Below are 13,256 nucleotides of genomic sequence, written 5' to 3'. Positions count from 1 at the left end.
AAAATCGTAAGCGACCGCGGCGAACCTCCTCCTCGCCACGGTCGCCACAGGTTCAACGCATGTTTTCGTTGGCCATGGCATCCGGCGTGAAATAGGACGCCGAAGGTCTCGCGATCTTCTGGTACTGAACCGCCAGGTCATTGCTCGATGCGTTGAGGAAGTAGGCCCCGGTGTCGAGGTTGTAGCTGCCCCACATGACCTGTGCGGTGAGGACCGGCATATCCGGCGCCAGCAGCGTCAGTGAATACATCTGCCGGCCGAGTTTGCCCTGGGCGTCATAACCGTCGGCCATCAGGATCTGCCAGGAGTCTTCGTCGACGTAGTAGGTCCGACGCGGCACGACATGGCGCTTGCCGGATTTGAGCGTGGCCTCGACCACCCAGACACGGTGCTTCTCCCAACGCACCAGATCAGGATTGAGGAAGTTTTCCTTGACCAGGTCGTCGCTCTTGGCCAGCGCGGCGCGGTTATTGTTGTAGCCGACGATCAGCTCTTTCTTGCCCACCAGCTTGAGGTCATAGCGATCGGTAGGCCCGAACAGCATGAATGCTTCGTCGAACAGGCCGACGCCAGAGGTCACGAAGTCCGGCGTGTCATAGGCAATGTTTGGCGCCCGGCGAACCCGGCGCTGGCCGACCAGATACTGCCAGGCCGCCCGATTGGCCGGGTCCATGTCCCAATGGGTCATCAGGCCCTCGCCGGCCTTGGATGACGGCAACTCAGTCAACAGCTTGCCCACCTGGTACTTGCCCGCATAGTTTTCCAGGCTGCCGCCTTCGAAGTAGTAGGGAAACTGATAGGAGAACTGAGCCCGGGTCGCCTGGACTTTCTTGCCACCGGCGGTCATCAGCCAGGTATCGAAAGGCGCGCTGATGGTGTCGCCGCCCTGCCAGGACAACCGATAATTCCACAGCACTTGCGCACCGTTTTCCGGGATCGGGAACGGAATGCCGCCGTAGGCGTTGGAGACCTTCTCGCTGTCCACGTCCAGCGCGGCGCGGGTGGCGTTCTTGCTGGTGTTGTCATACACCCATTGCGGAGCGGCGGCCGAGCGATGGGTCGGGTACACGTCCAGGCGATAGCCCGGGTATTTCTTCAACAGCAGCTTGGTCCCTTCGGCCAATTCGCCGGCGTACTGCTCCATGTTCGAGGCTTTGATCGAATACAGCGGCTTCTCGCCAGCGAATGGATCGGGGCGCTTGTCGCCCGGTTTGTAGCCAGGCGTGACCTGGGTATAACCACCCTGCCAAGCCGGGATACTGCCATCGGCATTGCCGGCGCGCTCGCCACCCAGGGGGGTCAGATCGGTTTTCAAGCGCGCGGCCTGTTCAGGCGACACCGCCGCCTGCGCCAATCCCATGCCGGCAAGGGCCAGGGTCAGGACGCAGGTGTTCAGGAATGTTGTGTTCTGCATGGCGAATCCACCTTATTAGAATGAGGTTTTCACGTAGAGCGAGACGAAGTCGCGGTCGGCCAACGACTGTCCGTAACTGAAATTGCCGTCCTCGCGCAGCCCGGCTTTCGGTGCGCCGAAGAAGTTCACGTAGTTGAGGCCGACATCCCAGCGTTGCAGATAGGTGGCTTTGAGCCCGACACTCCAGTCACCGGAATGGGTGTTGCCGAAGCCGGATTTGTTGACCGCCGATGAGCGCCCGTCGAGTACCACACCCATGCCGATCGGCACGGTCAGGTCGATTCCGTCGACAATCTGGAAGTACGCCGGCTCGATCAGTACCCGCAGCGCGGTGGCATCGCGGGTGGTGTTGGAGTCCAGCGCGGCAGCGTTCTTGGTCACGCTCAGGGTGCGGTTCCAGGCCAGTTCGGCCAGGGCCGATCCGCCGTCCCAGAACGCGGTGGGCGATAACAGGTAGATCGCCGACAGGTTGGCGTGGGCGGTCTTGCCCCTGGCGAACAACTCATTGTCGCCACCATCGGCCACCATGCCGGGGGTCACTACTTGCAGATTACTCACCAGCGGCGCGTTCCAGCGCACCGACGTTTCACCGGCAAAGTTGAACGGACCGTAGGCCGTGGAGAAGCTGACGCCGGCAGTCTTGATGTCTTCGGCGTAGACCTGGCGATAGGAACCCAGGATCGGCAAGCCAGTGGCCGCAGACGCCGGACCGTCCAGGTACGCGTACAGCCCGATCGGCGCTTTATCGTGATACTGGGCCGCGTAGAAACCCAGCTCCAGCTCGGTGCCGGTTGGCTTGAACCGGATCTGCATGCCGCCCTGCCCCGAATTGCGCGGTTTCAAATCGCCGCCATTGACCGTGTCGTTGCCGAACACTTCGCGCAGAGGGCCACTGCCGTAGCCGATGGCATCGACGTCGCTCAGGTAGCTGCCGGCGCCGGGCAGATTGGAACGCTCCCACTCAAACTGATAGTAAGCGCCCACCGACAGTTGCGGGTTGATCTGCAACTGCCCGGAGATCTGATTGACCGGGCGCAGGATCTCCTTGAACTGAGTCCCCGGCACGCTGAGCAACTTGACGACGTCGGTCGGGCCCTGGGCATTGGCAATGCCGTTGCCACCGTAGAACAGGCTTTCCCCATAGATCAGGCTGTGTCGGCCCAGGCGCGCCACGCCCTGGGAGTCTTCACCCAGATCCCCGCGCAAGAACACGAAGGCATCGAGAATTTCCGCGTCGCGACCATGGAGCTTGCGGGTTTCACTGAGGAAATGCGGTTGCTCGCTGCTGTCGGTGTCCTGGTTGTAGATATCGTCGTACCAGGCTGCGCCGCTCACGCGCAGCCCATAGTTTTGCCGGCTCAGGTCCATTTCGGAAAACAGGTCCAGGCGGTTGGAGACCAGGCCACTGCTGAAATTCTTGTCGCCCTGGCTCTGGATCGAGGGGTACAGGCCGTTGGCGGTTGGCGCGTTGACCAAGCGACTGTCCTGCCCATGCAGGCGCCAGGCCTGGCTGTACTTGATGGTGTTGTCCCAGCGCAGTTTCCAGTCGGAGTCACCCAGGTCCATTTGCATGGCCTGGACCCTTTCGACCATCACACCGGTGCTGCATAACGCCAGGAACAGGGCGCAATGCTTGAAACCAAAGCAATCTTTGAGGTTATCCATGGACGCTTCTCATTATTGTTATTTTTTGGCATGGCTTTGCAGCCAACACGCTCGGGTAGCGGCTTGCACCGCGTTCTACGGATGCGCATTCAGATGTAGGTGGAGGCCAATCCACCATCGACCGGCAGGTTGACGCCGTTGATCCAGCGCGACTCGTCGGCACACAGGAAAGCGATCACCGCCGCCACCTCATCGGCGTAAGCGGGACGTTTCATGCGATGGGCATCGGCCTGGGTCCGGGCCTCGCCGAGCATGCTCACGAAGTCGTCGAGGATGGGCGTGAACACCGGGCCTGGCGCAACACTGTTCATGCGCACCGAATGCTCAAGAAACCAGGGTTGGGCCTGCAGATAGGTCCAGACGATCAAGGCTTCCTTGAAGTACTGGTAGCAGGTCTGGTCCGGCACCCGGTGGTCGGCCAGCCAGGCTTGCGCGGCGGTAAAATCTTCGATGCGCGCCAGCGCCTTGTGCTGTTCCAGGCGCAACGGCCATTCGGCGCCGAGGATCGAGGCGATATTGACGATGCTGCCGCCAGCGTTGATGCGCGGCAGCAGCGCACGGCTCAAGTGGCGCAACCCGAGGTAGTTGACCCGCGCCAGCAATTGCGGGTTTGCGGTGCCCGGCACCCCGGCGATGTTGCACAGGCTGTCGAGCCGTGCGGGTAGCTGCGGCAGCAACCGTTCGATGTTTTCGGCGCTACTCAAATCGCCCTGTACAAAACCGTCCAGGGTCATGTGCGGCGCCTTGAGGTCGACGCCAATCACGTGGGCGCCATGACTGCGCAGCAGGCTTGCCGTGGCAGCACCAATGCCTGACGAGACACCGGTGACCAGCACAATCTTGTTGTCGAGTTTCATGTTGAGTCCTCTTATTATTTTTGTGTACTCGCAGGGCCCTCAGCTCATCAGGCCCTGTAAACCTGCCTGTCAGAAAGGATAGACCGGCGCCTTGTCCTTGACCGTCACCCACTGCCATTGGGTGTATTCGTCCCAGTCCGCCGGGCCGCCGACGCTGCCGCCATTGCCCGAGGCGCCGCGTCCGCCGAACGGGTTGATGCACTCATCAGCGACGGTCTGGTCATTGATGTGCAACATGCCGCACTGCAACCGCTCACCGATGGCCATGGCCCGGCCCACCGACGGCGAAATGATCGCCGCCGCCAAACCGTACTCGGTGCGGTTGGCCAACTCGACAGCTTCATCATCGGTGGCGAAGCTGACCACCGTTGCCACGGGCCCGAAGACCTCCTCGTCGAAGGCCCGCATGCCCGGTTTCACGCCGCTGAGCACGGTGGCCTGGTAGAACAGTCGATCGTGCTCGCCGCCTGCCTCCAGCCTAGCCCCGGCGCGCACGGAGTCACTGACGATGTCATGCACCCGTTTCAGTTGCCGCTGATTGATCAGCGGCCCCAACGCGGCTTCGCCCTGGGCAGCGTTGCCGACGGTCAAGGCCCGGGCTTTTTCCACCAGCTTACGGGTCAGTTCTTCAGCGATGGATTCATGGGCGAGGATCAACCCGGTGGCCATGCAGATCTGCCCTTGATGCAGCCAGGCGCCCCAGGCCGCGTTGCGGGCGGCGAGGTCGAGATCGGCGTCTTCAAGAATGATCAGCGGGTTCTTGCCACCCAACTCCAGCGCGACCTTCTTCAGGTTGCGCCCGGCGACTTCAGCGACCTTGCGACCGGCACCAGTGGAACCGGTAAAGGCGATCATGCGCACGTTAGGGTCGCGGCACAGCGCCTCACCGGCATCCGCCGCGCCGGGCAACACTTGCAACAAGCCCTTGGGCAGCCCTGCCACCTCGAACAACCGGGCAATGAGGAAACCACCGCTCACCGGGGTCTGCGGATCCGGCTTGAGCACCACGGCGTTGCCCGCCGCCAGGGCTGGCGCAACGGAGCGCATGGACAGAACCAGGGGAAAGTTGAAGGGCGAAATCACGCCGACCACACCATGGGGCTGGCGCCGCGCATAGGACAGGCGCCCCGCCTCGCTAGGCAGGACCACCCCATGGGCCTGGGACAGCAGGCCGGCGGCCTGATGCAACAGCACGATGGCTTCGCGCACTTCATGTTGGCCCTTGAACAGCGCGGCGCCGGTCTCCCGAGCCACGTACAGCGCCAGTTCTTCGAAGGACTGCTCAGCCACGTCGGCGGCCTTGCGGAAGATCGCCGCGCGCTGCCGCGGGCCCAGCGCCGCCCACCCCGGCTGCGCCAGGGCTGCGTCGCGGCTGGCCTTGGCAATGTCGGCGGAGTCGGCCGTGGCACAGCGCATCAGCCGCTCACCGGTGGCCGGTTCAATGATCGATTGCAGCGGACCCGACGCAGGCACCCAGTCACCGTTGAAGACACATTCCGACTCGATCACCTGGGACAACAGGTGGCTTTTGGATGCAGACATTTAACACTCCCGGCTCTTTGTTGTTGTCATCGTTTGCCGCACCTGGAAGGTATCGACGCAAACGCCGTGCTAGTGCTTGAGCAAGCGCTGTGCCGGTTTTGCCTGCGGACCTTGATAAACCTGGCGCAGGGCTCTGGATCAATACTCTGCATCGAGTACAAGGCTCAGGCAACCTCTGCCGACGTGGCCGTTGGCCAGCCGCCGCTTGTTCATTTGATAAAGTTATGCTTAATAACTATCTCGCCAGATGATCATTTCGATCACCCGCCATCAGGGGCATAACAATGAATAATCCCCACTGCCAGTTGCCGGATCACCGGATCACCACCGAGCACTTCCGTCCACGGGGTGACAGCAACGAGCTGACCGACAACAGTTCGCCCACGACGGCAGAACTCACCGCGTGTCTGTTTTTCTCCCCCGACGACGGCCGTATCTGGCTTAACGACCAACGCATGTTGCTGCTGCACAGTTCATCCTTCGGTGCGTTGCGCCGGGAAATCATCGAACGCCAGGGGCTGGAGCAGGCCCGTGGGATGCTCACCCGCACCGGCTATTCCTCCGGTGCCCGCGATGCCCGGCTGATTCGCGAACGCTGGCCCCACGCCGATGCCGCGGCGGTATTTCGCGCCGGCACGCATCTGCACACCCTTGAAGGCATGACCAAGGTCGAGCCGCTGCATTTCAAGTTCGATGCCGACTCCGGGTTCTATGAAGGGGAATTTCTCTGGCACCACTCCTGTGAAGCCGACGAGCATGTCGCCGCCTATGGCACCGGGCAGGATCCGGTGTGCTGGACCGAACTGGGCTACGCCATCGGTTTCGTCAGCGGATTGTTCGGGCAACTGGTGATCTTCCGCGAAGTGGAATGCCGAGGCATGGGGCATGAACGCTGCCGTGTCGTCGGCAAGACCGCCGAGCAATGGGGCGATGTCGAGCAGGACCTCAATTACCTCAACGCCTCACCGCCAGCAGTCGTCGCGCGCACCGACAGCCAGTCCGACAGCGTTGCCGGCACCGCCCCGCTGCCGGACAGCGAACAGCCGCTGATTGGTGCCAGCGCCGCCTTCAACGCCGCGACCCAGGCCCTGCAACGGGTGGCCTTGACCCCCGCCACCGTGCTGGTCAGCGGCGAATCCGGCGTCGGCAAGGAGATGTTCGCCCGCCAGCTGCACCAACTGAGTCGCCGACGTGATGGTCCGTTCATCGCCCTCAACTGCGCGGCCATCCCCGACAACCTGATCGAGGCCGAACTGTTTGGCGTCGAACGCGGGGCCTATACCGGGGCCACCCATTCACGCCCCGGGCGTTTCGAGCGAGCCCATGGCGGCACGTTGTTCCTGGATGAGATCACCTGCCTGAGCCTGGCCGGGCAAAGCAAGTTGCTGCGCGCCTTGCAGGAACGGGAAATCGAACGGGTCGGCGGTGGCCACGGCATCAAGGTCGATGTGCGGGTCGTGGCGGCCACCAACATCGACCTGCGCAAGGCCGTGGCCGACGGCGCGTTCCGTGAAGACCTGTTCTACCGGCTCAACGTCTACCCCATCGCCCTGCCGCCCTTGCGCGAGCGTCGCGATGACATACCGCTGCTGATCAATGCCTTCCTCAAGCGCTTTTGCCAGGAATACGGCCGCACCCCGATGGGCCTGACCATGCGCGCGTTGAAGGTCCTGCTGCGCTATGACTTTCCGGGCAACGTGCGGGAATTGCAGAACCTCATCGAGCGCGGCCTGATCGCCAGCGAAGAAGGCCAGGCGATTGACCTGGTCCACCTGTTTCGCAATGAACAACTGCCAGTGGACGCGTATTCCGTGGACCTGCACGGCGGTCTCTCGCCGATGGGCCAGGCCGCCAACGACGCTGCGGAAAAACCGGCGCTGCTCCAGTCCCTCAGCCAACTGGACTCGGACTTCTCCATTGACGGCCTGGAGTCACGGCTGATCAACGAAGCCCTGCAACTGAGCAGCGGCAACCTGGCAGCGGCCGCCCGCTCATTGGGGCTGAGCCGGGCACAATTCGCCTATCGGTTGAAGAAGCATCAACGGGGTGTCCCCGACTAACGGGTCAATCACAAATCCCTCTGTGGGAGCGAGCTTGCTCGCGATAGCGGTGGGTCAGCTGACATTGATGCTGGCTGTGCTGACGCCATCGCGAGCAAGCTCGCTCCCACATTAGTTTCTGGGTGACTGCAAGGTCTGTGTCCACCACCCTCCCTGTGGGAGCGAGCCTGCTCGCGATAGCGGTGGGTCAGCTGACATTGATGCTGGCTGTGCTGACGCCATCGCGAGCAGGCTCGCTCCCACATTAGTTTCTGGGTGACTGCAAGGTCTGTGTCCACCACACCCCCCTGTGGGAGCGAGCTTGCTCGCGATAGCGGTGGGTCAGCTGACATTGATGCTGGCTGTGCTGACGCCATCGCGAGCAGGCTCGCTCCCACATTAGTTTCTGGGTGACTGCAAGGTCTGTGTCCACCACACCCCCCTGTGGGAGCGAGCTTGCTCGCGATAGCGGTGGGTCAGCTGGCATTGATTTCGGCTTGCTGACGCCATCGCGAGCAAGCTCGCTCCCACAGGGGTTCGTATTGACGGCAACTCAATCCGTCGTGCTCGCCGCCAGTACGGCAAGCGTTCGGCGCTTCGGGTTCCAGATGCTCAGGCACCAGACGCCCCACCACTCCAGGCCATCGTCGAAATAATCGCTCCAGGGTTCCCGTGCCTGATCGTACTCGTCGCTGGCCGTCCAGTTGAGGTTGAAATTGTCGACCCAGCTCAACACCACCCCATCAGTGCCGTCCTCGAGCCCCAGCAGGTCAAGCCATTCGCTGAACAGCGCTTGCGGGGTGTCGTCGCTGAAACGGGTGCCATAGGGCGGGTCGCAGAAGGCCGCGTACAAGGCATAAGTGTGCTGATCCTCTTTGTCGATCCGCATGAGTCGGGCCCGTTCGTCCCGGCTCAGCGGCTTGGCGACGGCCTTGCTCAAATCCCAATCCATGGTGGGGGGCGCAGCCTCGGTATAGCGAGGGTCTTGGGTCAGTTGGCGATGACGCTCCAGCCATTGAGCCTTGAGGTGCTGGAACAACAGGTCCACAGCCTGACGATGAAGCACCTCATCAGCGGCATCACTCGCCTCGGGCACAAGCACCAGGAAATCGAAGGCGCAACCGGCCTTTTCCATCCGCTGGCGCAGGGATGCACTGGCTTGCTGTTCCACGATGCGCAACATGACCGTCTCCATCAAGCAGGGGAAAAAGCGCCCCGCCGGTACTCGCTGGGGGTCTGGTTCATCTCTATCCGAAAATGCCGGTTGAAGTTGGACAAATTGTTGTAGCCCACTTCAAAACAGATATCGGTCACCGGCATTTCGCTCTGCAGCAGCAAGCGACAGGCACGCTGGACCCGCAGCTTGCGCATCAGGTCAATGAAGCCGTGCCCGGTGATGCGCTTGAAGAACCGCGAGAAGCCCGGCTCGCTCATGTCCAATTGGCGGGCGATCACCGACAGGCGCAGGTCGCCGGTGAGTTCGGCTTGCAAGTATTCGAAGGCTTTATGGATGCGCTCGGAGCTGCGCGCATCGAGGCTTGGCGCGTAGCAAGGGCTCGCCAGGCTCAAGACCTCGTCGCCAGGGGCTTGGTTGAGGGTGTGCAGCAGTTCCAGGAACAGCGCCAACCGCGCCAGTCCCTGGGCCGGACCGATGGCTTCCAGCAGGTGCGCGGCCTGCCGCGCGGTGTTGCCATCGAAGGCCAAGCCACGGCGGGCGCGTTCGAACAGGCCCTGCAGATCGCCCAGTTCGGGCAGGGTTCGGCGCAAGGTCAGCAGCGTTGCACCGTCGAATTGCAAGACCACGTCACGCCCGGGCAGGTGCTCGCCCGGCGCCAGGTCGCCCATCCAGTCGTGGGGCAAGTCCGGGCCAATCATCGCCACATGGCCAGGGCCAAACGGACCGATGTAGTCGCCCGCCAACAGTTTGCCGCTGCCCTGGCGGATCAGGTGGATTTCAAATTCAGGGTGATGGTTCCAGCGCGCCATCGGGTACGGGTAGTCATGTTCGTACCAGCGAAAACTGTGTTCGGGCTCAGGCAGGATGACTTCCAGTTCGGCTGGTCGCTGCTCGAACAGCGGCGTTCGGTGATCAGGCATGTCGCGCCTCTTTTATCGTTATAGCGGGCACCTTACGCCGAGTGCGCAGCGCTTCGCCAGCCTCGGCCTGACCGGCCACTGATACTTTTTTAACCCGATCCTGTCGCACTCAAGGGCGTTAAAAAAGTATCAGCGCACGATCCTCCCTGCGTTTGTCGGCCTCCACGGGCGCTGCTGTAATCGGCCTGCCATTGGCGACGAACCGCCCAGCTCGACGCCACGGCCCCCACAACAATAATAATTCTGCGCCCAGGCGCAGCTCTGGAGAAGCTCATGAAAACAGTGCCCAAGGCGCTTGTCATGTTCGCGGGATTGTCTTTTGCCCTGGCCGGACATGCCGCCGAGACCCTCACCATCGCCACGGTGAACAACGCCGACATGATCCGCATGCAGAAACTCTCGAACACCTTCGAGAGCGAGCACCCGGACATCACGTTGAACTGGGTGGTACTCGAAGAAAATGTCCTGCGCCAGCGCCTGACCACCGACATCGCGACCCAGGGCGGGCAGTTCGACGTGCTGACCATCGGCACCTACGAAACCCCGCTGTGGGGGGCCAAGCACTGGCTCGAACCGATGACCAACCTGCCCGCCGAGTATGACCTGGAGGACATTTTCCCTGCCGTTCGCCAAGGTCTCTCGGTCAACGACACGCTTTACGCCCTGCCCTTCTACGGCGAAAGCACCGTCACCTATTACCGCACGGACCTGTTCAAGCAGGCCGGCCTGAGCATGCCCGAGCAACCGACCTGGAGCCAGCTCGGTGAATTCGCCGCCAAGTTGCACCAACCTGACCAGGGCCAGTACGGTCTGTGCCTGCGGGGCAAGGCCGGTTGGGGCGAGAACATGGCGCTGCTCAGCACCCTGGCCAACACCTTCGGTGCCCGTTGGTTCGATGAACAATGGAAACCGCAGTTCGACAGCCCGCAATGGAAGGCCGCCGCGCAGTTCTACGTCGATACGCTGAAAAAATACGGCCCGCCGGGCCTGACCAGCAACGGGTTCAACGAAACCCTGGCGCTGTTCAACAGCGGTAAATGTGCGATCTGGGTCGATGCCAGCGTCGCCGGCTCCTTCATCACCGACACCAGTCAAAGCAAGGTCGCCGACCGTGTGGGCTTCGCTGCCGCCCCCATCGAAGTAACCCATAAAGGTGCTTCCTGGCTGTATGCCTGGTCACTGGCGATTCCCACCAGCTCCCGGCACAAGGACGCCGCCAAGGCGTTCGTGGCCTGGGCCACGTCCAAGGACTACATCCAATTGGTCGCCCAGCAGGACGGTATCAGCAATGTCCCGCCCGGCACGCGCATGTCCACCTACAGCGACGCCTACCTGAACGCCGCACCGTTCGCCCGGATCACCTTGAAAATGATGCAGAACGCCGATCCGGCCCATCCCACCGCCGAACCGGTGCCGTATGTGGGCATCCAGTACGTGACGATTCCAGAGTTCCAGGCCATCGGCACCGCCGTCGGCAAGCTGTTTACGGCCGCCCTCACCGGACAGATCACGGTGGAACAGGCACTGGCCTCGGCGCAATCGAGTACCGAGCGGGAAATGAAGCGGGCCGGGTATCCAAAGCAATAATGATTGGCACCGGCCCTGCGGCTAGAAGGTTTACCCCTCTGTGGGAGCAAAGCTTGCTCGCGATACAGGCACATCGATTTCTGAGTGACCGCATTTGCTTCATCGCGGGCAAGCCTTGCTCCCACAGGACTTTTTTCGTACTTCGAAAAGGACAACCCCATGAAACGACTGGAAGGAAAAAGTGCCCTGGTGACCGGTGCCGCCCGTGGTATCGGCAGGACGTTCGCCCAAGCCTATATCAACGAGGGCGCCACAGTGGCGATCGCCGATATCGACCTGGAGCGGGCCCAGGCCACCGCCGCCGAACTGGGCGATAGCGCCTACGCGGTCAAAATGGACGTGACGGACCAGGCTTCGATCGACCAGGCCATCGAGGCCGTGGTGGCCCGGGTGGGCAAGCTGGATATCCTGATCAACAACGCCGCGCTGTTCGACCTGGCGCCCATCGTGGAAATCACCCGCCAGAGCTACGAGCGGCTGTTTTCCATCAACGTCGCCGGCACGCTGTTCACCCTGCAAGCGGCGGCGCGGCAGATGATCCGCCAGGGCCATGGCGGCCGGATCATCAACATGGCCAGCCAGGCCGGTCGCCGTGGCGAAGCGCTGGTCGGTGTCTATTGCGCCACCAAGGCAGCGGTGATCAGCCTCACCCAGTCCGCCGGGCTGGATCTGATCAAGCATCGGATCAACGTCAACGCCATCGCCCCCGGCGTGGTGGATGGCGAGCATTGGGACGGTGTGGACGCGCTGTTCGCCCGCCACGAAAAGCTGCCGCTGGGGGAAAAGAAGCGCCAGGTGGGGCAACAGGTGCCCTATGGCCGGATGGGGACTGCGGAGGACCTCACCGGCATGGCGATTTTCCTCGCCTCGGCGGAGAGCGAATACGTGGTGGCGCAGACCTATAACGTCGATGGCGGGAACTGGATGAGCTGATAATCTGGGTTTTTATGGCCTTGAAACGACGGAAATGGACTTATTCGCCTGAAAGTTGATCCCACTATTTGAGGATCATCCCGAACGCTACCCAACGGTGCCGTTCAAAGGGATTTCAAAAGAGCGTGAATACCGTTGCCCCAGCGGGGCAAAAATTGCGCATCATAGGCGCCGTCCGCTCAAGGGAGATTTACATGCGTGCCATTTCATCCGTCGTGGGTCTTGTCGTGCTGTCGCTGGGCCTGGTGTTCGCCACCAGTGCCACGGCCACCGAAGAGACACAACTGGTCGAGTCCATCAACCTTTACCGCAGCCAGTCCCAGAGCTGTGCCGGCCAGGCCTCGCTGGAGTTGCCACCGCTGGCGATGGATTCCCGGCTGATCCTGTCGGCCAATGGCATCGGCGACCTGCAGCAGGCGCTGGCGCGGGCGGCCTACCCAATGGTCAATGTGCAGGCCATCAGCCTGTCCGGGCCGCGCGACGCGCAATCGGCCATGAAAGCTGTCCAGGAAAGCTTCTGCCAGGTGGTACTCGACCCGCAGTTCGTCGACATCGGCGTCAGCCGCCTGGACCGCGAATGGCGCATCGTGCTGGCGCGCCCACTGCTGTCGGCGCGCCTGGGTGATTGGCAAGCCGAGGGCCAGAAGCTGCTGAAACTGATCAACAGTGCCCGCACCCAGCCGCGTCGCTGTGGCACCGAAACCTTCGCCGCCACCACGCCGCTGGCCTGGAACGCCACCTTGGCCCTGGCCGCCGTGACCCACACCCGGGCCATGGCCAACAACAATTTCTTCGACCACAAGGACCGCGACAACCGCATGCCGGGCGACCGCGCCGAACTGGCCGGCTATCTGGGCCAGTTGATCGGCGAGAACATCGCCGCCGGACAGGACACCGCGCTCAAGGTGGTGGACGGCTGGCTGGCCAGCCCGGGGCACTGCGCCAACCTGATGAACCCGAAGTTCCGCGAATTGGGCGCCGGATACGCGAGCGATCCGAAAAGCGATGCCGGGATCTATTGGACGGCGATGTTTGGCACTCAATAGCGCGGTGGCCGGGCCATCGCTTTCGCGAGCAGGCTCGCTCCCACAGGGGGCGAGTGATGTTCATGACGCGCCACCT

10 protein-coding genes are annotated in these 13,256 nt (G+C 62.4%); 4 read left to right on the top strand and 6 right to left on the bottom strand.

The annotated features are described in order from the left end of the window. Positions 1-52: 52 nt before the first annotated feature. The 4 genes from LOY50_RS13485 to LOY50_RS13470 form a co-directional block, all read right to left on the bottom strand. On the bottom strand, positions 53-1,414 hold the full coding sequence (locus LOY50_RS13485) for a DUF1329 domain-containing protein (protein WP_214512292.1): 1,362 nt from the start codon (positions 1,412-1,414) through the stop codon (positions 53-55). A gap of 15 nt (positions 1,415-1,429) precedes the next feature. Continuing rightward, complete coding sequence (locus LOY50_RS13480; RefSeq protein ID WP_253474482.1) at positions 1,430-3,079, bottom strand: DUF1302 domain-containing protein; 1,650 nt, start codon at positions 3,077-3,079, stop codon at positions 1,430-1,432. Positions 3,080-3,168: 89 nt separating this feature from the next. Beyond that, positions 3,169-3,936, bottom strand: coding sequence for a coniferyl-alcohol dehydrogenase (locus tag LOY50_RS13475; protein ID WP_253474479.1), 768 nt, complete (start codon positions 3,934-3,936; stop codon positions 3,169-3,171). Between the two features lie 69 nt (positions 3,937-4,005). Further along, positions 4,006-5,478, bottom strand: a complete 1,473-nt coding sequence (locus LOY50_RS13470; protein WP_253474476.1) for a benzaldehyde dehydrogenase — start codon at positions 5,476-5,478, stop codon at positions 4,006-4,008. A gap of 284 nt (positions 5,479-5,762) precedes the next feature. Between LOY50_RS13470 and LOY50_RS13465 the strand changes: the two genes are divergently transcribed. After that, positions 5,763-7,538: a sigma-54-dependent Fis family transcriptional regulator gene (locus LOY50_RS13465; RefSeq protein ID WP_253474473.1), complete on the top strand. Its 1,776-nt coding sequence runs from the start codon at positions 5,763-5,765 to the stop codon at positions 7,536-7,538. A gap of 532 nt (positions 7,539-8,070) precedes the next feature. On the opposite strand, the gene LOY50_RS13460 is transcribed toward LOY50_RS13465, so the two are convergent. After that, the gene (locus tag LOY50_RS13460) at positions 8,071-8,700 is read right to left on the bottom strand and encodes a hypothetical protein (protein WP_253474470.1); all 630 of its coding nucleotides are present in this window, start codon (positions 8,698-8,700) and stop codon (positions 8,071-8,073) included. Between the two features lie 11 nt (positions 8,701-8,711). After that, a complete protein-coding gene (locus LOY50_RS13455; protein WP_258691113.1) occupies positions 8,712-9,614 on the bottom strand; it encodes a helix-turn-helix domain-containing protein in 903 nt (300 codons plus the stop codon). A 273-nt stretch (positions 9,615-9,887) separates the two neighbouring features. On the opposite strand from LOY50_RS13455, the gene LOY50_RS13450 reads away from it, so the two are divergent. From LOY50_RS13450 to LOY50_RS13440, 3 genes are all read left to right on the top strand, one after another. Continuing rightward, positions 9,888-11,201 carry a sugar ABC transporter substrate-binding protein gene (locus LOY50_RS13450; RefSeq protein ID WP_258691112.1) on the top strand — a complete coding sequence of 438 codons (1,314 nt, stop codon included), beginning with the start codon at positions 9,888-9,890 and terminating at the stop codon, positions 11,199-11,201. A gap of 159 nt (positions 11,202-11,360) precedes the next feature. Further along, positions 11,361-12,134, top strand: coding sequence for an L-iditol 2-dehydrogenase (locus LOY50_RS13445; protein ID WP_253474461.1), 774 nt, complete (start codon positions 11,361-11,363; stop codon positions 12,132-12,134). Between the two features lie 194 nt (positions 12,135-12,328). Continuing rightward, positions 12,329-13,180 (top strand): CAP domain-containing protein, encoded by an 852-nt coding sequence (locus tag LOY50_RS13440; RefSeq protein WP_253474458.1) that lies wholly within the window; start codon positions 12,329-12,331, stop codon positions 13,178-13,180. The last annotated feature ends 76 nt before the right edge of the window (positions 13,181-13,256 follow it).

It is taken from the genome of Pseudomonas sp. B21-010 (assembly GCF_024749325.1).
GTDB lineage: Bacteria > Pseudomonadota > Gammaproteobacteria > Pseudomonadales > Pseudomonadaceae > Aquipseudomonas > Aquipseudomonas kilonensis.
The sequence above is the reverse complement of the archived record's forward strand: the minus strand, read 5'-3'. Positions and strand labels throughout refer to the sequence as shown.